At 66.7% G+C, this 18,710-nt stretch carries 19 protein-coding genes and 1 pseudogene; 13 read left to right on the top strand and 7 right to left on the bottom strand.

Features of this window, described 5'->3' with window-relative positions:
* The first annotated feature begins 24 nt into the window (after positions 1–24).
* The 5 genes from NQV17_RS28315 to NQV17_RS28295 are packed head-to-tail and all read left to right on the top strand — an operon-like array spanning position 25 to position 4,055.
* Positions 25–843: a transporter substrate-binding domain-containing protein gene (locus tag NQV17_RS28315; RefSeq protein WP_124489561.1), complete on the top strand. Its 819-nt coding sequence runs from the start codon at positions 25–27 to the stop codon at positions 841–843.
* Between the two features lie 43 nt (positions 844–886).
* Entirely contained in the window at positions 887–1,651 is a 765-nt protein-coding gene (locus NQV17_RS28310) for an amino acid ABC transporter permease (RefSeq protein ID WP_257774808.1), read from the top strand.
* Complete coding sequence (locus NQV17_RS28305; protein WP_044848710.1) at positions 1,648–2,304, top strand: amino acid ABC transporter permease; 657 nt, start codon at positions 1,648–1,650, stop codon at positions 2,302–2,304. Before NQV17_RS28310 ends, NQV17_RS28305 begins: the two co-directional genes overlap by 4 nt.
* Positions 2,305–2,344: 40 nt before the next feature.
* Positions 2,345–3,070 carry an amino acid ABC transporter ATP-binding protein gene (locus NQV17_RS28300; RefSeq protein WP_257774807.1) on the top strand — a complete coding sequence of 242 codons (726 nt, stop codon included), beginning with the start codon at positions 2,345–2,347 and terminating at the stop codon, positions 3,068–3,070.
* A 40-nt stretch (positions 3,071–3,110) separates the two neighbouring features.
* Positions 3,111–4,055 carry a LysR substrate-binding domain-containing protein gene (locus NQV17_RS28295; RefSeq protein WP_257774806.1) on the top strand — a complete coding sequence of 315 codons (945 nt, stop codon included), beginning with the start codon at positions 3,111–3,113 and terminating at the stop codon, positions 4,053–4,055.
* A gap of 69 nt (positions 4,056–4,124) precedes the next feature.
* On the opposite strand, the pseudogene NQV17_RS28290 reads toward NQV17_RS28295, so the two are convergent.
* Positions 4,125–4,414 (bottom strand): annotated as a pseudogene (locus tag NQV17_RS28290) (altronate dehydratase); the annotation flags it as partial.
* A gap of 193 nt (positions 4,415–4,607) precedes the next feature.
* Here NQV17_RS28290 and NQV17_RS28285 point away from each other — a divergent pair.
* A complete protein-coding gene (locus NQV17_RS28285; RefSeq protein ID WP_257774805.1) occupies positions 4,608–6,713 on the top strand; it encodes a TonB-dependent siderophore receptor in 2,106 nt (701 codons plus the stop codon).
* A gap of 128 nt (positions 6,714–6,841) precedes the next feature.
* Here the strand turns inward: NQV17_RS28285 and NQV17_RS28280 are convergent, their stop codons facing one another.
* Both NQV17_RS28280 and NQV17_RS28275 read right to left on the bottom strand, forming a co-directional pair.
* Entirely contained in the window at positions 6,842–7,888 is a 1,047-nt protein-coding gene (locus NQV17_RS28280) for a LysR family transcriptional regulator (RefSeq protein WP_257774804.1), read from the bottom strand.
* An 83-nt stretch (positions 7,889–7,971) separates the two neighbouring features.
* Complete coding sequence (locus NQV17_RS28275; RefSeq protein WP_257774803.1) at positions 7,972–8,715, bottom strand: SDR family oxidoreductase; 744 nt, start codon at positions 8,713–8,715, stop codon at positions 7,972–7,974.
* Positions 8,716–8,908: 193 nt separating this feature from the next.
* Between NQV17_RS28275 and NQV17_RS28270 the strand changes: the two genes are divergently transcribed.
* From NQV17_RS28270 to NQV17_RS28245, 6 genes are all read left to right on the top strand, one after another.
* The gene (locus tag NQV17_RS28270) at positions 8,909–10,429 is read left to right on the top strand and encodes a PLP-dependent aminotransferase family protein (RefSeq protein ID WP_257774802.1); all 1,521 of its coding nucleotides are present in this window, start codon (positions 8,909–8,911) and stop codon (positions 10,427–10,429) included.
* 344 nt (positions 10,430–10,773) lie between these two features.
* On the top strand, positions 10,774–11,274 hold the full coding sequence (locus NQV17_RS28265; protein ID WP_257774801.1) for an Ohr family peroxiredoxin: 501 nt from the start codon (positions 10,774–10,776) through the stop codon (positions 11,272–11,274).
* Positions 11,275–11,293: 19 nt separating this feature from the next.
* Entirely contained in the window at positions 11,294–12,295 is a 1,002-nt protein-coding gene (locus tag NQV17_RS28260) for a bestrophin family protein (RefSeq protein ID WP_257774800.1), read from the top strand.
* 279 nt (positions 12,296–12,574) lie between these two features.
* Positions 12,575–13,075 carry an Ohr family peroxiredoxin gene (locus NQV17_RS28255; protein WP_124522780.1) on the top strand — a complete coding sequence of 167 codons (501 nt, stop codon included), beginning with the start codon at positions 12,575–12,577 and terminating at the stop codon, positions 13,073–13,075.
* Positions 13,076–13,259: 184 nt separating this feature from the next.
* Positions 13,260–13,739 (top strand): carboxymuconolactone decarboxylase family protein, encoded by a 480-nt coding sequence (locus tag NQV17_RS28250; protein ID WP_257774799.1) that lies wholly within the window; start codon positions 13,260–13,262, stop codon positions 13,737–13,739.
* Between the two features lie 4 nt (positions 13,740–13,743).
* A complete protein-coding gene (locus NQV17_RS28245) occupies positions 13,744–14,148 on the top strand; it encodes a cupin domain-containing protein (RefSeq protein WP_257774798.1) in 405 nt (134 codons plus the stop codon).
* 254 nt (positions 14,149–14,402) lie between these two features.
* Here NQV17_RS28245 and NQV17_RS28240 read toward each other — a convergent pair whose 3' ends face one another.
* From NQV17_RS28240 to NQV17_RS28225, 4 genes are all read right to left on the bottom strand, one after another.
* Positions 14,403–14,864 carry a MarR family winged helix-turn-helix transcriptional regulator gene (locus NQV17_RS28240; protein WP_257774797.1) on the bottom strand — a complete coding sequence of 154 codons (462 nt, stop codon included), beginning with the start codon at positions 14,862–14,864 and terminating at the stop codon, positions 14,403–14,405.
* 160 nt (positions 14,865–15,024) lie between these two features.
* Positions 15,025–15,738, bottom strand: coding sequence for an SDR family oxidoreductase (locus NQV17_RS28235; RefSeq protein WP_257774796.1), 714 nt, complete (start codon positions 15,736–15,738; stop codon positions 15,025–15,027).
* A 72-nt stretch (positions 15,739–15,810) separates the two neighbouring features.
* A complete protein-coding gene (locus NQV17_RS28230) occupies positions 15,811–16,185 on the bottom strand; it encodes a hypothetical protein (RefSeq protein ID WP_257774795.1) in 375 nt (124 codons plus the stop codon).
* Between the two features lie 33 nt (positions 16,186–16,218).
* Positions 16,219–17,100, bottom strand: a complete 882-nt coding sequence (locus tag NQV17_RS28225) for an NmrA family NAD(P)-binding protein (RefSeq protein WP_257774794.1) — start codon at positions 17,098–17,100, stop codon at positions 16,219–16,221.
* Between the two features lie 376 nt (positions 17,101–17,476).
* On the opposite strand from NQV17_RS28225, the gene NQV17_RS28220 reads away from it, so the two are divergent.
* The coding region (locus NQV17_RS28220; protein WP_257774793.1) for an ROK family transcriptional regulator at positions 17,477–18,710 on the top strand (1,234 nt) is incomplete at its 3' end.

Genomic DNA, 18,710 nt, shown 5'->3' with positions numbered 1-18,710 from the left:
CAACGCAGCAACAAGGATCCCGCCATGAACGCATCGACCCAAGCCAACCGTCTCGTGCGACGCCTGCTCGCCCGCACCGCCCTCCTCTGCGCCTGCGCCACGGGCGTGGCCGCCGTCGCGCCACTCGCGCACGCCGACGCGCTCGACACGATCGCCAAATCGGGCGTCGTGCGCATCGGCGTGTTCGAGGACTACCCGCCGTTCGGTTCGATCGGCCCCGACATGAAGCCGCAGGGCTACGACATCGACATGGCGAACCTGATCGGCAAGGCGCTCAACGCGAAGGTCGAACTCGTGCAGGTCACCGGCGACAACCGGATGGCGTATCTCGCCGACCGCAAGACCGACATGCTGCTGTCGGTCGGACAGACGCCGGAGCGCGCGAAGGTGATCGACTTCTCGAACGCGTATGCGCCGTACTACCTCGCGGTGTTCGGCCCGAAGTCGCTCGCCGTGAAGGGCAACGCCGATCTCGCCGGCAAATCGGTCGCGGTCGCGCGCGGCACGCTCGAGGACCTGAGCATCAGCAAGGTCGCGCCGCCGAGCGCGACGATCAAGCGCTTCGACGACCCGAACGGCGCGATCGCGGCGTTCCTGTCGGGACAGGCGCAACTGCTGGTGGTCGGCAACGACGTCGGCGCCACGATCATCGCGCGTCATCCGTCGATCGATCCGGAACAGAAGTTCTCGCTGTTCAGCTCGCCCGACCACGTCGGCCTGAACAAGAACGAGCCGCGCCTGATGCAGAAGGTCAACGACGCGATCGCCGGCGCAAAGAAGAACGGCACGCTGAACACGCTGTCGCAGAAGTGGCTGCACGCTGCCCTGCCGGCCGACCTGTGATGCGCCGCGCCTTCGCCCCGCACGCTCGACCCAAGGCATCGCGATGAGCTACGTGTTCGACTTCAGCGATTTCGGTCTCTACGCCGGCATGCTCGCGCGCGGCGTCGGCGTGACGCTCGGCCTGACCGCGGCCGCGACCGTGCTCGGCGGCCTGCTCGGCACCGGCGGCGCGTGGATCGCGCTCGCCGGCCCGCGCTGGGCGCGCGCGCTCGTCGCGTCCTACGTCGAGCTGATCCGCAATACGCCGTTCCTGGTCCAGTTGTTCTTCATCTTCTTCGGGCTGCCCACGCTCGGCGTACACCTCGACGAAGCGCAGGCGGCCGTGCTCGCGATGACGGTCAACCTGGGCGCCTATGCGGTCGAGATCCTGCGCGCCGGGATCGAATCGGTGCCGCACGGGCAAGTGCAGGCCGCGCGGGCGCTCGGGCTGCACGGCCGGCAGGTGTTCGGCCACGTCGTGCTGCCGCAGGCGCTCGCGAACGTGTACCCCGCGCTGCTCGGGCAGGTCCTGATCGTGATGCTAGGCTCGGCGGTCGTGTCGCAGATCTCGGTGCCCGACCTGACCTACGCGGCCAACTTCATCCAGTCGCGCAATTTCCGCGCGTTCGAGATCTACATCGTCGTGACCGCGATCTACCTGCTGCTGTCGATCGCGCTGCGCATGCTGCTCAATCGCGTCGGCCGGCGGCTGTTCGCCGGTCGCACGCGCCACGGCGCGGCTGCCGCACCGCGGCGCACGCGGGTCGCCCGCTTCACGTGGCGCGCCCGCTCCCCTGAAACCCACCTGCCGACGGAACGTGCGCGATGATCGAATTCACCTTCCAGGACATTGCATGGAACCTGCTGCTCGCCGCGCGCTGGACCGTGCTGCTGTCGCTGATCACGTTCGCCGGCGGCGGCCTCGCCGGGTTCGCGCTGCTGGCAATGCGCATCTCGCCCGTGCCGGCGCTGCGCCGCTTCGTGATCCTGTACATCGAACTGTTCCAGGGCACACCGTTGCTGATGCAACTGTTCCTCGGCTTCTTCGGATTGCCGCTCGTCGGCATCGACGTGACGCCGTGGGTCGCGGCGTCGGTCGTGCTGACGCTGAACGCCAGCGCCTGTCTGGCCGACATCTGGCGCGGCTGCGTCGACGCGGTCCCGCACGGCCAGTGGCACGCGGCGGCCAGCCTCGGCATGACGTGGACCCAGCGGCTGCGCTACGTGGTGTGGCCGCAGGCGTGGAAGATCGCGCTCGCGCCGACCGTCGGCTTCCTCGTGCAGGCGGTGAAGAGCACCGCGCTCACGTCGATCATCGGGCTGACCGAACTGACCAAGACCGGCAACATCATCACCAACGCGGTATTCAAGCCGTTTCCGATCTACGCGATGGTCGCGCTGCTGTACTTCGCGATGTGCTTCCCGCTGACGTGGTATGCGCGCACGCTCGAGCGCCGCTATCGCGTCGCGAAGGCGCGCTGAACCGGCGCCGCGCGCGCCTCATTACGATGCAGGGACTTTCATGATTTCCATCAGCAACGTTTCCAAGTGGTACGGCCAGTTTCAGGTCCTCGCCGAGTGCACGACCGAGGTGAAGAAAGGCGAGGTGGTCGTCGTGTGCGGCCCGTCCGGCTCGGGCAAGTCGACGCTGATCAAGACCGTGAACGGCCTCGAGCCGTTCCAGCAGGGCGAGATCCGCATGAACGGCCAGTCGGTCGGCGACAGGAAGACGAACCTGTCGACGCTGCGCTCGAAGGTCGGGATGGTGTTCCAGCATTTCGAGCTGTTCCCGCACCTGTCGATCACCGAGAACCTGACGCTCGCGCAGGTCAAGGTGCTCGGCCGCGGCAAGGACGAAGCGGCCGAGAAGGGCATCAAGCTGCTCGATCGCGTCGGCCTGAAGGCGCATGCGCACAAGTTTCCGGGCCAGCTGTCGGGCGGCCAGCAGCAGCGGGTCGCGATCGCGCGCGCGCTGTCGATGGACCCGATCGCGATGCTGTTCGACGAGCCGACGTCCGCGCTCGATCCCGAGATGATCAACGAAGTGCTCGACGTGATGGTCGAACTCGCGCAGGAAGGGATGACGATGATGGTCGTCACGCACGAGATGGGCTTCGCGAAGAAGGTCGCCCATCGCGTGATCTTCATGGACCAAGGCGCGATCGTCGAGGACGACCGCAAGGACGATTTCTTCTCGAATCCGAAGTCGGACCGCGCGAAGGACTTCCTCGCGAAAATCCTGCACTGAGCGATCCCGCGCCGCCGCCCGTCCCACGCCGATGCTCCCGATGAAACGACTGCCTTCCCTCAATGCGCTGCAGGTCTTCGACGTCGTCGCGCGTCACGGCAGCTTCACGCGCGCCGCCGGGCACCTGTGCCTGACGCAGGGCGCCGTGAGCCGGCAAATCCTCGCGCTCGAAAGCTTCTATCAGTTTCCGCTGTTCAAGCGCACGCCCAAGGGGCTGACGCTGACGGCCGAGGGCGAGCTCCTGTTGCCGACGGTGCGCGAAAGCTTCGCGCGCATCGAGGAAGTGTCGATGCGCCTGTCGCGCAGGCGCACCGAGCTCGCGCTGAAGGTGCCGACCTGCATGATGCAGTGGATGCTGCCGCGCATCATGCGGTTCCAGGCCGAGCATCCCGAACTCCAGGTGCAGATCACGACTACCTGGGAGCATCACGTCGATTTTCGCATGGAGCCGTTCGACGCCGCGGTGATCTATGCGCCCGGCGCCGGCCCCGACATGCATGCGATCCCGTTGTTCGAGGAACGGCTCACGCCTGTCTGTGCGCCGAGCCTGCTGGACCGGCAACCGCTCGCGAGTCTCGACGACCTGCTCCGTCACACGCTGCTGCATCCGACACGCGATCACCGCGACTGGAAGCGGTGGCTCGACCATGCGGGCGCGCCGCACGTCGACTCGACGCGCGGGTTGAGCTTCGAGACGCTGGATCTCGCCACACACGCGGCGATCGACGGTTACGGCATCGCGATCGGCGACCGGACGCTGGTGGACGAGAGCGTGGCCGCGCACCGGCTCGTGATGCCGTTCGACATCGCGTTGCCGACGGGGATGGGTTATTACTTCGTGTATCCGCGCGGGTCCGAACAGCAGCAGAAGATCCATCTGTTCGGCGACTGGATCGCGGACGAACGTGCGTGGCGCTGCGGCGACACGCCGGCCGAGCCGCCGTCTCCGCCATCGCCATCGCCATCGCCGGAACTTCCGGACTGAACCGCGTCACGCGAGCGCCGCTCGCGTACGCGGATCTGCCAGGTCATGCGGTCGACGAATCCCGCAGTGAGGGAAACGGTTGTCGTTCCTTTCTCCGCCGTCGTCGGCGACGTAGCGCTCCCACCTGAAACCTGTCGACCAGACGGCCGGCCACGTCGCCCGAAGCCGCGCGCACGATCGGCAGATGCTCCGCGCCGTAAATTTCCGGCGTTTCGGACAGGAGCGCCGTGCCGCCGTTGCGTTTCAGCAGATCGACGGCCGCGCCGAGCGCGGGATTCCGTGGTCACCCCCGACTAGCCGTCCGACCCGCCGCATCGCAGGCCGGCCGTCAGCCGCGATGCCGGCACGGTGCTGCGCCGCCCGCCGATCCGTCAGTCATGCCGATGGGCGTCGCTGCGCGATTCAACCCGGACACAACAACCGCAAACTTACGATTGAAAATAAATCTCATTTGCATTAAATTCCGGCCCGCAAATGTACCGTTTGGAACACGGATGCCGGCGCAACGCGGCTCGTGGTACCCGAACGCGAACCAATTTCTCAGGGACGGGTATGAGCAGAAAGAACTGGGCGGCCGCACCGATGGCCATCGCCGTCGGCACGGTCGGGCTGAATGTCGCCAATGCGCAGGAGCTGGTGCTGCCGGCCGTCGAAATCTCGGCGCAGCGCACGAAGGCACCGTTTCGCGCGCCCGACTCGACGAGCGCGACGCGCACCGAGGCGGACGTGATGGAGATCCCGTTCGCGGTCAGCAGCGTCGATACGAAGCTGATCCAGACCGTGGCCGCCACCCGGGGCGAAGACCTGTACGACTGGGTCGCGGGCGTCGCGCGGCAGAACAACTTCGGCGGGCTGTGGGACAACTATGCGGTGCGCGGCTTTGCCGGCGACGGCAACACGTCCGGCACCGACTACCTCGTCAACGGCTTCTCGTGGAATCGCGGCATCAGCGTGCCGCGCGACACCGCGACGCTCGAGCGCATGGAAGTCCTCAAGGGCCCCGCGTCCGCGCTGTACGGCCGCGGCGACCCCGGCGGGCTCATCAGCTACACGACGAAGCAGCCGCAGTTCAAGCGCTCGAACACGATCGGCGTGTCGGCCGGCAGCTACGGCGCGCTGCGCGAGACGCTCGATTCGACCGGCCCCGTCACGCAGTCGCTCGCGTACCGCTTCATCGCGATGAACGAGGACAACGGCAGCTTCCGCGACACGGTATCGAGCAAGCGCTACCTGTTCGCGCCGTCGTTCACCTGGGATATCGGCGCGGACACGACGCTCCACTACGAATTCGAGACCGCGCGCCAGCGCGCGCCGCTCGATCGCGGCGTCGTCGCGGTCGGCGGGCAGCTCGGTGCGGTGCCGGCGTCGCGGTTCCTGGGCGAGCCGCGCGACGGCGACTACGACGTGCGCAACTCGGGGCACCAGTTCACGCTCGAACATCGCTTCAATGCCGACTGGTCGGTCAACGCCGGCTTCGCGCAGCGCGACACCGACCTGTCCGGCCGCTCGTCCGAAGCGTTCGCGCTGCAGCCGGACGGCCGCACGCTGTGGCGCCGCTACCGGCAGGTCGCGTTTCACTCGAACGACGTGCAGGGGCGCGTCGAAGTGGCCGGCAAGGCCCGCACGGGCGCCATCGACCATGCGTTCGTGATGGGCGTCGATGCGTATCGCTTCAACTACGACCAGTTCGTCGCGCGCTCGACGCCGACGGCCGCGGCGCCGTATGCGATCGACATCTTCGATCCGGTGTACGGCCAGCCGGCGCCCGTGCCGCGCACCGCGACGAACCTGCTCGAGCGCGACGACGGCCAGGGCCTGTACGCGCAGGACACGCTCGCGTTCGGGCCGCACTGGAAAGTGCTCGCCGGGCTGCGCTGGGACCGCTTTCACCAGTCGGTCGATAATCGCCTGAAGGGCGTGACGACGAGCCAGCTGCAAACGGCGCTGAGCCCGCGGCTCGGCATCGTGTACGAGGCCAGCCCCGCGCTGTCGCTGTATGCGAACACCGCGTATTCGTTCCGGCCGAACAACGGCGCCGACGCGAACGGCCGCGCGTTCGATCCCGAGAAGGGGCACGGCTATGAAGCCGGCGTGAAGTGGGCCGGCACGCGCTGGCTCGCGACCGTCGCCGCGTTCTACGTGAACAAGCGCAACGTGCTGACCGCCGATCCGGCGAATGCCGGGTTCTCGCGTGCGGCCGGCGAAGTACGCAGCCGCGGCGTCGAATTCGAATGGAACGGCGAACTGGGCCACGGCTTGCGCGGCATCGTCAACCTCGCCTACGTCGACGCGCAGGTCACGCGCGACACCGTCCTGACGCCGGGCGCGCGCCTCGTCGACATTCCGCGCCTGAGCGGCAGCGCGCTGCTGATGTACGAAACCGCGCTGCCGCTCGTCGACAAGGCCGGCGCGGGCGCGGGCGTGATCTACGTCGGGCGCCGCGCAGGCAACACCGCGAACACGCAGGACGGCTTCGACCTGCCCGCCTACGCGACCGTGCAGCTCAACGGCTACGTGCAGGTCAATAAGCACCTGCGCGCGTCGGTCGTGCTGAACAACCTGTTCAACCGCACGTACTACGTCAGCTCGTACAACAGCCTGTGGGTCACGCCTGGCGCGCCGCGCAGCCTGTTCGCGTCATTGGCGTATTCGTTCTAGGCCGGCGCGGCGCGTCGACGGGCTGGCGCGGGGCGCGATTCGGCGATTCGGCGATTCGGCGATGCGGCGATGCGTCGATTCGGCGATGCGTCGACTCGCCGGGGCGCGCATCCGGCCACCTCGAATCGTCAGGCAGCCAGCCCCTGCACCGCAGCAGCCGCATCCGCCGGAATCTCCGGATTGAACCGCGTCATGCAGTTCAGGTCGAGCGCGCGGATCTGCTCCGTCATGAAGTCGACGAAGATCCGGATGCGCGTCGGCAGGTGTTGCCGGCTCAGATAGCAGATGTAGTGGCCGCGATCCTGCGGCACATGCTGCGCCAGCGCGACGACGAGTTCGTTCGACGCGAGATGGTCGCGGATCTGGTAGCCGGCCATCTGCGCGATGCCCGATCCGTTCAGCACCGCACGCAGCACCAGGTCGGCGTCGTTGAACGTGCGGCGCGCCGTCGGCAGGTACTTCTGCACGCGGCCGTCCACGTTGAATTCCCATTCGAACAGGCGCCCGCTCGCGAACCGGAAATTGATGCACGCGTGGCGGTCGAGGTCCTCGATGCGTTGCGGGAGCCCGTGCGCCGCCACATACGACGGCGCCGCGCAGAGCGCCATCTGCATCGGAATCAGTTGCCGGGCGATGATGCTGGAGTCCTCGATGCGCCCGTTGCGGAACGACACGTCGATCCGCTCGGACACCAGGTCGACGGGCCGGTCGTCGAGCAGCAGATCGACGATGATGTCCGGATAGGCGTCCGCGAACTTCTCCAGCAGCGGCGCCACGATCTTCCTGCCGAATCCCGCGGCCGAGCTGATGCGGATGAGGCCGCGCGGCGGCCCCTGCCGCAACTCCAGCATGTCGTTCATCGCTTCGACGATCTGCGCCACGCCCTGATGGCAGTTCTCGAAGAATCGCCGGCCCTCGCACGTCAGCTCGGTCGTGCGCGTGGTCCGCTGGAACAGCCGCGTACTCAGTTGCGCCTCCAGCTTCTGCACGTTGCGGCTCACGGCCGGGCGCCCGACGCCGAGCAGTTCGGCGGCCTTCGTGAAGCTCCCCTCGCTCGCCACCGCAACGAACGCGAGGATGCCCGCATAGCTCGCACCGAAGCTCGCCGACAGCGCATCGGCGCGACCGGCCAGGTCGCGACGAACGCCGTGCTCCGATGTTTCCGAATGATTCATTTCCGCTGCCCCCAAGCATGCTGCTCATACGGATCGGCGCGTCGCCGGCATGCGCCGGCCGACCGCCTGCGTGCGAACGTGATTCAGTGCTCTGCCAGCCACGCGTCGAGGCCGATGCGCCCGAGCCGCGCCGCGCCGAGCGGCACCAGCGACGTTGGCTCGACACGGCCGCCGTAGTAGCGGGCGTCGCGATCGGTCACCACCGCGCGTGTATCGCCGACCGACTTCAGATAGCGCGCGACGATTTCCGCGAACGGCGCGCGATCCGGGCCCGCGATTTCGATCGTGCCGTTTTGCGGCCCGGCGAGCGCGGCCTGCGCGACGAGGGCCGACACGTCCTCCGCGGCGATCGGCTGGAACAGCCCGTCGCCGATGCGCACGGTGCCGTCTTCCGTGCCGGCATCTGCGATGCCGCCGATGAATTCCATGAACTGCGTCGCGCGCACGATCGTGTACGGCACGCCCGCCGCCTCGATCGCCTGCTCCTGCGCGACCTTTGCGAGGAAATAGCCGTTCTCCGGCATGCGGTCGCAGCCGACGATCGAGAGCGCGACGTGATGGCGCACGCCCGCGGCCACTTCGGCCTTGCCGAGATTGCGGGCCGACGTGCGGAAGAAATCGAGCACCGCCTGCGGCTCCCATGACGGCGCATTCGCGACGTCCACGACGACGTCCGCGTCCGTCAATGCATCGGTCAGGCCTTCGCCGGTGATGGTATTGACGCCGGTGCGCGGCGATGCGGCGAGCGCCTGGTGGCCGGCTTCCTCGAGCAGCGTGACGACTCGCGAGCCGATCAGGCCCGAACCGCCGATGACGACGATCTTCATCGCAAAATCTCCTGACGAATGAACTGCAGTGGAATGTGACGGGGGCGTGACGGCTGCCGGATCGGGTGAACGCGGCGATGACCGTCCATCGCTTGGCGCAATTGTGGAAGAATCATGTCCTATCCAGCAGTGCCAAGAATCGTCGATCGGACTGGTCCATGCCGTGCCGGTCCCCGTCATCTGCGAGACCGTCATGTCTGAGCAACCCTCCACCCTGACCATCGAAATCGACCGGCAGCATCAGTTGCCGATCTATCTGCAGATCTGCGAGCGGTTCAGAACCGCGATCGCCGCGGGCCACCTGCGTCCCGGCGATCGCGTGCCCGCGCTGCGCGGCCTCGCGACGCAACTGAACACCGCGCGCGGCACCGTCGAACAGGCATACACGATCTTGGTCGACGAAGGCTATCTGCAGATGCGCGGCGCGGCCGGCACGTTCGTCTCGCCGTCGCTGCCGAAATCGGTGACGCGGGCGGCGTCCTCGCGTGCCGACGATCCGGCCCGGCACGCCGAGGACGCCGGCCGGCCCCAGCCGCCGGGCATGTCACGCGACAGCCCGCCGCCGCCGCGCGCGCAACCGATCGCCGTCGCGCTGAGCGGCGAGCCGCGCCCGCTGCAGCCCGGGCTGCCCGCGCTCGACGCGTTTCCGCGCAAGGTATGGCACCGGCTCGTGTCGCTGCGCGCACGCAGCGCCGACCGCGCGCTGCTGGGCTACCCGAATCCGGCCGGCTACCGGCCGCTACGCGAGCACATCGCCACCTATCTGGGGCTGTCGCGCGGCGTCACCTGCGTGCCCGAACAGGTGTTCGTCACCGGCGGCTACCGCGCGACGCTGGAACTCGTGCTGCGCAGCCTCGCGCGCCCGAACGACCGTGTGTGGTTCGAGGATCCCGGCTATCTGCTCGCACGCAGCTTCCTGTCCGAGACCGGCGTGGAACTCGTCCCGGTGCCGGTGGACGCCGACGGAATCGACGTCGAGCGCGGCCTGCAGCTGGACGCGCACGCGCGCTTCGCGCTCGTGACGCCGTCGCAGCAGAGCCCGCTCGGCCATACGCTGTCGCTGTCGCGGCGCATCGCGCTGCTGGACTGGGCCGAAAAGACGTCGGGCTGGATCGTCGAGGACGACTACGACAGCGAGTTTCGCTATCTCGGCCGCCCGCTGCCGGCGCTGAAGAGTCTCGACCGGCGCGATCACGTGATTTATTGCAGCACCTTCAGCAAGGCGATGTTTCCCGGCTTGCGGCTCGCGTATGCGGTCGTGCCGGAACGTGCGGTGGAACGCGTCGAACGCGTGGCCTGCAGCATGAACGCCGGCTCGCCGACGCTCCTGCAGGCGGCCCTTGCGGATTTCATCGAACAGGGGCACTTCGCCCGGCACCTGAAACGCATGCGCACGCTGTACGGCGAGCGCCGCACGCTGATCGTGAACGCGTTGCGACAGGTGTTCGGCAAGCGGATGATCGTCGAACTGCCGGTGGGCGGCATCCAGTTCGCGGTGCGGTTCACCGACGGCCCCGACGGGCCGGTCGACGACGTCGCCGTCGCCGCACGCGCGCGCGACGCGGGGCTCGCGGTCGTGCCGCTGTCGATCTGGTACACGAACAGCCATACGCAGCAAACGCCGCGCGGCCTCGTCATCGGGTTCGCGAACGTCGCCGACGCGGACGAAGCGCGCCGTCACGCACGGACGCTCCTTGCGTGCCTCGGCGGCTGAAACGCGGCGTGCGGCGTGCGGCTTGCGGCGATGGCGTGCGCCGCGTCGACAGGCGCGGCCGATCCCGGATGGGGGGTCCGATTGGTGTCGAACGGGAAACAGACAATCGCACGGAACGGCCGTACCGCCCACCGGTGCGCGCCGCTAGCATGGCAGCGTCTTTCTCGCGCAGACGAGCCCGGAGCCGGGCTGCACCGGACGCTTGCCGCATTCCTCATGCCATCGACCGCGCCCGTCATTCGTTGAAGACGCTTTTTTGCCCGGGCAGTCCTGCCCCTTCGCGGCACGTTTCGACGATCGAATGACCGACGGTCGGCGCGCGTTGCCGAATTCGAGCACGCATCATGGATGACAACACGCTGCAGGCCCCGCCGCTTTCGCTCCTCGACCGGTATCGCGGCCAGGATTTCCAACCGCTTTACACCACGACCGTCACCGTGTCCGGCGGCGAAACGGGACACGGCCGGGCCTCCGGCGTGGTCCGCTCGGACGACGGCAATCTCGCCGTCGATCTGCGCCTGCCCACCGAGTTCGGCGGCCCCGGCACCGGGACCAATCCGGAGCAGCTGTTCGCGGCGGGCTTCGCCGCCTGCTTCCACGGCGCGCTCAACCTGCTCGGGACGCGCGCCGGACTGGAGACGCCCGATACCGCTGTGGCGGTGCAGGTTTCGTTCGGCCGCGATCCGATGGACGGCGGCTACGCGTTGCTCGTCGACGTCCGGGTACGGATGCCCGGCGTCGATCGAAACGTCGCGGAAGAACGGGTGCGTACCGCGGAACGCTTGTGCCCGTACGCAAAGATGGCGCGGCAAGGCACCGTCAACATCGTGACCGTCGTCGACTGATACGACGACGAGGCCAACCATGCATCTCGGGAAATCGTACAAGCTCTCGGAATTCCTGATCTGGACGCGCTGGAAAATCTACGAGCTGCTCATCTTCGGATCCGTGCCGGTCGTGCTGTATCAGTTCTTCTCCGTGACGTGGCTGTCGATACCGCTGACGATCGTGGCGCTGCTCGGCACCGCGACGTCGTTCATCGTCGGCTTCAAGAACGTTCAGACCTACAACCGCGCGATGGACGCGCTGGAAATCTGGACCGAGATCCTGAGCAAAAGCCGCCGCTGGGGCCAGCTCGCGCGCGACTTCGTCAGCGACGACGAGAGCGCCCGGAAGCTGGTCTATCGGCACCTTGCCTGGCTGACCGCACTGCGCTACGACCTGCGCCGCCCGCTGATCTGGGAAAGCACGAGCAAACGCTACAACGCGGAGTACCGCCGGTTCTATCGTGTGCCGGAGTGGGAAAAGGACATCCGGGAATTGCTGCCGGAATACCTGTCGCCGGCCGAGACGGAACAGGCGCTGGCCTCCGCTTCCGTCGCCACGTTCGTGCTGAGCCTGCAGGGCACGTCGCTCAGGACGCTTCACATGGCCGGCCATCTGAATTCGAATTTTTATATGGAGCTTCAAAGGACGATCGGTGACTTCATCGATCTCCAGGCCCGCTCGGAACGGTTCAAGAACTTTCCGTATCCGCGCCAGTACGCGACCGTGAGCTCGCTGTTCGTCCGGTTCTTTTGCCTGTCGCTTCCGTTCGGTCTTCTGAACGAATTCAACCGGCTGAACGACGGCGTGAGCGGCTTCATGCACGGCAACATGGTCTGGCTCGTCGTGCCGTGCAGCGTCGCCGTTTCCTGGATGTATACCTCGCTCGAGCAGGTGGGCGAAAGCACCGAGAACCCGTTCGAGGGCGGCGCGAACGACGTGCCCATTTCCACGTTGTGCAGCACGATCGAGCGCGACCTGAAAGCGATGCTCGGCGAACGCGCCGGCGATCCGTCGGGCCGCACGGTCATTGCGCTGTAGCGCGTCGGCGGCTCGCGTCTGCCCCATCGGCGGCACCGCTGCAGCCGGTGGAAAGGCCGACGCAACCGATACGCGGCGTTCTCGCCGCATTGGTGCGAAGCGGGCAATACCATGCATCCCTGAATGATCTGGCCCGGCGACGCGTCTTTGCCTAGCATGCAAGTGCGCAACGACCATCCTTCGGATGGCGGTCATGGGGAACGACCTGCGGGCAAGCGCCGCGCCGATACGTACGGCCCGGAACCCGCGCGTCGGTCAATACAGGTACCCGGGAGGGATATGGAGAACGAGAGGTTGCAGCCTCCGTCACCGACACTGCTCGACAAATACCGCGGACACGAATTCGTCGCGCTCTACACGACCACGGTCACCGTGTCCGGCGGCAAGACGGCACACGGCCGCGCATCGGGCGTCGCGCGATCCGACGACGGCTGTCTCGCCCTCGATCTGCGCCTGCCGCGCGAACTCGGCGGCCCGGGCGGCGGCACCAATCCCGAGCAACTGCTCGCAGCCGGCTACGCCGCGTGCTTCCACGGCGCGCTGAGCCTGCTCGCGCAACGCGAGCGGATCGACATCCGCGACACGACCGTCGCAGTCGAAGTATCGTTCGGCCGCGATCCGGTCGACGGCGGATATGCGCTCGCCGCCAACGTCACCATCCGCATGCCGGGTGTGGACCGGCAGGTTGCGGAACGCCTGGTCCGCGATACGGAGCGCCTGTGTCCCTATACGAAGATGGCACGGCAGGGCATCCGCGGGGTTGTCGCGGTGTCGGACTGACGAACGTCGGCGGCGCGCCGCCACACCCGGCGCACGATTGGTTCCGAAGCGGCAATAGAGTGCGCACCATCCCGGCACTACTGGCCCGTGGGACCTGCAATTACGATGGTTGCCAGGCCGCTCGCGCAATGAATGGTCATGCGCAGCGCCGACAGCCATGCTTCAGCAATCAGGAGAACGTATCATGACGCAACGTATCAACTACTTTCAGCAATCGCCGGAGCTGACGAAGAAGCTCGTCGAGCTCGACGGGCTGCTTCAGAAGACTTCGATCGAAGTGCCGGTTCGCGAGCTCGTCGAGATTCGCGCGTCGCAGCTCAACGGCTGCGCGTTCTGCGTCGACATGCACATCAAGATGGCCAGGATCCACGGCGAGCGCGAACTGCGCGCGCATCACGTCGCGATCTGGCGCGAGTCGCCGCTGTTCTCGCCGCGCGAGCGCGCCGCGCTCGAATGGACCGAAGCGCTGACGCTGCTTTCGCCGCACGGCGTGCCGGACGATCTCTACGATCGCGTGCGCGCACACTTTGCCGAGAAGGAGCTGTCGGATCTCACCGTCCTCGTCGGCGCGATCAACTGCTGGAACCGGCTGAACGTCGCGTTCCGGATGGTGCCCGGCTCGTTCGACAAGATGTTCGGTCTCGACAAGGCCAACCTGGAGTAACGACATGAAACGCATCGTGCTCGCGCTTGCACCGCTTGCGCTGTCGCTGCTGATGCCCGTTCCGCCGGCTGCCGCCGCGCCGCAGGCCAAGGTGACGCACCTGACCACGGAGCCGCTGCCCGAGTATCCGGGCAAGGAAGTGGAGATGATCGTCGTCGATTATCCGCCCGGCAGCGTCGACCCCGTTCATCGCCACGACGCGCACGCGTTCGTCTATGTGCTCGACGGCAGCATCGTGATGGGCCTGAACGGCGGCAAGACGGTCACGCTGCACGCGGGCGACACGTTCCACGAAGGCCCCGACGACGTGCACACGGTCGGACGAAACGCCAGCGGCACGAAGCCGGCGAAATTCGTCGTGTTCCTGATCAAGAACAAGGGCGCGCCGGTTCTCACGCCAGTGAAGTAGCGGGATCGTCGTCGAGGCGCCAGGTCGGCCGGCAACGGCAGCTCGGCTGCCACGAGCGCACGCGTTCCGCGACGCGACGGCTTGCCTGGGCTGGCCGTCCGCCACCGTCTCGGCCGGCGCACGGCCGGCAAGCGAGCCTGCAAACCGCATGCCCCGCCTTTGAAGGCCCTTCGCTGAAAGGCCGGGATCGACTGCGTGCAGCCGGATGCCCGATGCGGGCGACACATGGACATGAGCGCGACGGACGGGAAGCCTCAATCTTGCGACGATCCCATCGACACGTCGCCGACGAGCACCCCTCTCAACTGCTCTCGCCACGCCGTAACATTCTCCGCACCGTTCAGTCGCTCGAACTCCCGTTGCGCTGCCTGCCAGAGCGGGGATGCTCTTTCGTGCAGGCGCCGGCCCTCCTCGGTGAGTTCGACGAGGCGGCTTCGGCCGTCGGTGGGCGAGGGCCTGATCGTGACGAAGCCGTCGCGCTCCAGGAAGCCGACCATTTTCCCCATCGCCGTTCGTTCGATATCGAGCCGTTCGGCAAGGGCGTTGACGGGGGTACTTCCCACTTCGTGCAGGGCGGCCAGGGTGAGGAATTGCGTGATGCGCAGACCCGACGGCTCGAGATGGCTATCGTAGAGTCGGGAGATCTGCCTGCTCGCCTTCCTCACGGCGAAGCAGTTGCATTGATCGATGCCGAGCGGCTGGTTCACGGGCAACATCGGTTGCACTCCTGATTTCGGTTGATTGCGCGAACGCTACGCGCGCGTCGCGCGAAGCTACGGTGGCAGCTATCGATGATAGCCGGGAGCGACGGCGCTGGCCTACGATCTGCGCACCTCGCGGCTCGCCGCCGAATCCGGCCCGTGTCGACTGCGGTGTTCAAAGCCCTGCCGGCGGCGTGATGTAGCCGGGCATCTCGGCCGCGAGCGTGCGCTTCAGCACCGCTGTCCCCTCGTCGGCCATGACCTCGCTCTTGCCGGCGGCGAGCGCGTCGTAGGTCCGTCGCACGACGTCCTCGGGGCTGGCTTTGGGCACGTCGATGCCGTTGGTCAGATCGGTATCCACGAACCCGACGTGCAGGCCGAGAACCTGGATGCCACGCTCGCGCAGGTGAAAACGAAGCTGGTTCGTGTAGCTCCAGGCGGCGGCTTTCGACGCGGCATACGGTGTCAGATAGGGCCGCGGGAGCCACACGATGTCGGAAAGCACGTTGATGATCGCGGCATGCGGCCGGGCCGCCAGGATCTGTTCGAAGGCCTGTGTGACGCGCACCACGCCGTGGTAGTTGGTATCGAACAGGCGGGCCGACTGCGCTTCCACGTCGGCCGACAAAGGCCCGTCGATCAGCGCGGCAATGCCCGCGTTGTTGATCAGCAGCGTCGTGTCGGCCGCCTGTTTCGCCGCCTCGGCGATCGACGCCGGATCCGTGACATCGATCCTGACCGGCACGATGCCCGGCTCGTCGAAACCGCTCGTGTTGCGCATACCCGCGTACACCTTCGCCGCCCCGCGCCGAAGCGCCTCGCGCGCAAAAGCGAGGCCCAGGCCGCGATTGGCACCGGTGATGAAGACGGCGGCGTTCTTGATATCCATGACAAGCTCCTTTTTTAAAAGCCGCGTGCCGGGAGAGTGTCGACTCCAGCCACGAGCGCGCGGGTGCCTGGTTCAAAGAAAGACGTGTTCCGGCAACTGCTTCGAAAGCGACTCGCGCAGACGGGTCGCGAGAGTCAGCACGGCGCCAAGCGGGCTCATCCGCACGCTGACTCGCGGCACCGAGCCGTCGGCGTTGCGATCGGCGACCACGACCGCGCTCAACGTCTCGCCGCTCGTCAGAACGGCCTCGTATTCGAGAAAAAGCCGCGAGCCGACGGCTTGAACGAACGTTGGCGTCTGCGACACGTAAAAGGTCCCGACGGCGTCGACGGCGAGCCGGATTTCGTCGCGCCCGATTACGGGCGCGCGCAATACCGAGCTGACCAGCTCGGCGTCGGCCGTCAGATCATCGAGAAACGGATGACGATCAGGTTGGACGGGTGACATTTTCAAACCTCCCGATTCGTTTCAAGCACGTGTTCACACGAATGCGGCCCGATACTTCTCGACGAACTGCTGAACCGAGAGCGGCGGCGTTCCGGTGACCTTCTCGACGACGTCGTTGGTGCCCGAGAAGATGCCGTCGTGGTAGTTCTGCGCGACTTCGACCAGATGCTGCGTGAGGAACGGCGGAAACTGGTAAAGGGTTTCCATCTTGTTTCGGAATGCCTCGATGGAAGTCGGCGCGTATTCGATCCGGGCGCCGAGAACCTCGCTCATCGCGGCGGCGATCTCGACGTGGTTCATCTCGACGGGGCCGTGGAGCGTGTAGGTCTTGCCCTCGTGGCCTTCGGGGCTGGCGAGGATGTGGGCGATCACGCGGCCCTGATCGTCGCTGGCAATCGGCGCGTGACGGCCGTCGCCAAACGGAAATTCGATCTTCTTCGTGGCCCATATCTCCCGCGCAAAATGCGGATAGACGAGCCAATCGGCGAAGAACGTCGGGCGCAAATGCGTCGTCGCGACACCCGACCAATCGAAGACCTGCTCGGAAACCCAGTGATCCTGTGCCGCGTGGCTAAGTGACTCCCGGCGCGCGGAAATCTGCGACATGTTGACGATCGCCGTGACGCCCGCTTCCTTTGCTGCCTGCGCGAAATAGGCCGCGGCCCCGATGATTCCCGGCGCGATCGGATGAAGGAAATACGCCGAGCGGATGCCTTCCATCGCTGCCCGAATGGCGTCGATGTCGGTGAAGTCCCCGACCGCGACATCGACGCCGCGCTGCCTCAGGACTGCCGCCCGATCATCGTCCGTGCGCACATAGGCCCGCACGCGTTTGTGCATCTTGAGCAGCTCGTCAATGGCAATACCGCCGGTGCGTCCGGTTGCACCGCTCACAAGAATCTCAGGCTCGTTCATCGCTTCGCTCCGTTCGAAAGTGAGAGCATATGCTCCCTTGAGACGAAGGTTAGGAGCATATGCTCTCATCGTCAAGCTTTTTTGTTGGCGCCCCGGACAACATCAGGCTCGGGTCGGCAGAGATCGCACTGGACAGCGTGGGTCTTTGCATCGCGCCTGTGCCGTGAGCCAATGCCCGTAAGGCATTCCAATCCGGCCCCATAAAGCAGAATTTGTGCCGGTAAACACCTGACCGATCAAGACCTGGCACCCGCCATCTTCCGCAAGCATGTCTTTCCGGGGTTTACCTAACTGACTGGACGCCGAGCGCATGCTTAAATAAATCAACTTGATTTATTTAATGCGCCGAAAGCGGCGCCACATGGAGGGAGACGCCATGCGAAGCCCGCACATCGGCCAGGGCAGCAACTCGGTCAACGTGCGCCGTTACAACGAGCGCCTGCTGCTGAAGACGCTGCGCCGTACCGGCAGCGCGTCGAAGGCCGACCTCGCCCGCCACGCGAACATGACGAGTGCGGCTGTCGGCGGCATCATCGCGTCGCTCGCCGACGCGAAACTGATCGAATTCGCCGGCCGCACCGAAGGCCAGCGCGGCCAGCCGGCGTCGCTGATCCGCCTCGATCCGCGCGGCGCATTCGGCATCGGCGTCCGCATCGACCGCATGCGCATCGAAACGGCGCTGGTCAACTTCGCGGGCGAGATCATCGGCTGCCGCTCCCACGACACCCTGCTCCCTCCGCCCGCGACCGTGCTCGAACTGGTTCGCAGCGACATCGAAGCGATGCAACGGCTGCTGCCCGCGCAGGATCGCGACCGGCTGGCGGGCGTCGGCGTGGCTCACCCGTTCAACCTGGGGAGCTGGCTGCGCGAACTCGGCCTGCCGGCCGAAGCCTTCCGCGCGTGGGCCGAGATCGACCTGGCCCGGGAACTCGCCAATGTCATTCCGCTGCCGGTGTTCAGCGAAAACGACGGCAATGCGGCCGCCATCGCCGAGCTCTTTTACGGCTGCGGCCGGCAACGCGACAATTTCGTCTATCTGTTCCTCGGACCGGTGATCGGCGGCGGGATCGCGATCGACGGCGACTGCCTGCACGGCCGCACCGGCAACGCCGGCGATTTCGCCGTGATGCCCGTACACCCGAGCCGCCTGCCCTCGGCGCCCGCGCCGCACGGCGCCTGGGACATCCTCCTGACGCGTGCGTCGTTGAGCGCGCTGATTCGCCATCTCCGCCATTGCGGCGAGAAGGTCGAGAACCGCGCGGATCTCAACGACTGCATCGCACGCAACGTGCCGGCCGTCGACGAATGGATCGACGATTGCGTCGATGCGCTCGCGTTCGCGCTGCGCGGGGCGCTATCCGTACTCGATTTGCCGGTCGTCGTCCTTGATTCGGACGTTGACGCCGGCCTGCTCGACACGCTCATGCAACGCCTGGGCGTGGCGCTCGCCGACATCACGCCGGAAGCCCGCAGCGCGCCGGAACTCGTGCGCGGCTCGTTCGGCGCCGACGCCGGCGCGATCGGCGCCGCGACGCTGCCGATGTTCTTCAATTTCTCTCCACGCTCCGGCATCCTGCGCGGTGCAGGCCTGGATACGCAAGAGGTCGCTT

The sequence above is a fragment of the Burkholderia sp. SCN-KJ genome, assembly GCF_024656005.1.
Lineage (GTDB): Bacteria > Pseudomonadota > Gammaproteobacteria > Burkholderiales > Burkholderiaceae > Burkholderia.
This window is presented reverse-complemented; position numbering and strand designations above follow the sequence as displayed.

Coding starts and splice junctions, on each gene's coding strand:
- NQV17_RS28315 (WP_124489561.1), top strand. CDS start 25: ATGAACGCATCGACCCAAGCCAACCGTCTCGTGCGACGCCTGCTCGCC.
- NQV17_RS28310 (WP_257774808.1), top strand. CDS start 887: ATGAGCTACGTGTTCGACTTCAGCGATTTCGGTCTCTACGCCGGCATG.
- NQV17_RS28305 (WP_044848710.1), top strand. CDS start 1,648: ATGATCGAATTCACCTTCCAGGACATTGCATGGAACCTGCTGCTCGCC.
- NQV17_RS28300 (WP_257774807.1), top strand. CDS start 2,345: ATGATTTCCATCAGCAACGTTTCCAAGTGGTACGGCCAGTTTCAGGTC.
- NQV17_RS28295 (WP_257774806.1), top strand. CDS start 3,111: ATGAAACGACTGCCTTCCCTCAATGCGCTGCAGGTCTTCGACGTCGTC.
- NQV17_RS28285 (WP_257774805.1), top strand. CDS start 4,608: ATGAGCAGAAAGAACTGGGCGGCCGCACCGATGGCCATCGCCGTCGGC.
- NQV17_RS28280 (WP_257774804.1), bottom strand. CDS start 7,888: ATGAATCATTCGGAAACATCGGAGCACGGCGTTCGTCGCGACCTGGCC.
- NQV17_RS28275 (WP_257774803.1), bottom strand. CDS start 8,715: ATGAAGATCGTCGTCATCGGCGGTTCGGGCCTGATCGGCTCGCGAGTC.
- NQV17_RS28270 (WP_257774802.1), top strand. CDS start 8,909: ATGTCTGAGCAACCCTCCACCCTGACCATCGAAATCGACCGGCAGCAT.
- NQV17_RS28265 (WP_257774801.1), top strand. CDS start 10,774: ATGGATGACAACACGCTGCAGGCCCCGCCGCTTTCGCTCCTCGACCGG.
- NQV17_RS28260 (WP_257774800.1), top strand. CDS start 11,294: ATGCATCTCGGGAAATCGTACAAGCTCTCGGAATTCCTGATCTGGACG.
- NQV17_RS28255 (WP_124522780.1), top strand. CDS start 12,575: ATGGAGAACGAGAGGTTGCAGCCTCCGTCACCGACACTGCTCGACAAA.
- NQV17_RS28250 (WP_257774799.1), top strand. CDS start 13,260: ATGACGCAACGTATCAACTACTTTCAGCAATCGCCGGAGCTGACGAAG.
- NQV17_RS28245 (WP_257774798.1), top strand. CDS start 13,744: ATGAAACGCATCGTGCTCGCGCTTGCACCGCTTGCGCTGTCGCTGCTG.
- NQV17_RS28240 (WP_257774797.1), bottom strand. CDS start 14,864: ATGTTGCCCGTGAACCAGCCGCTCGGCATCGATCAATGCAACTGCTTC.
- NQV17_RS28235 (WP_257774796.1), bottom strand. CDS start 15,738: ATGGATATCAAGAACGCCGCCGTCTTCATCACCGGTGCCAATCGCGGC.
- NQV17_RS28230 (WP_257774795.1), bottom strand. CDS start 16,185: ATGTCACCCGTCCAACCTGATCGTCATCCGTTTCTCGATGATCTGACG.
- NQV17_RS28225 (WP_257774794.1), bottom strand. CDS start 17,100: ATGAACGAGCCTGAGATTCTTGTGAGCGGTGCAACCGGACGCACCGGC.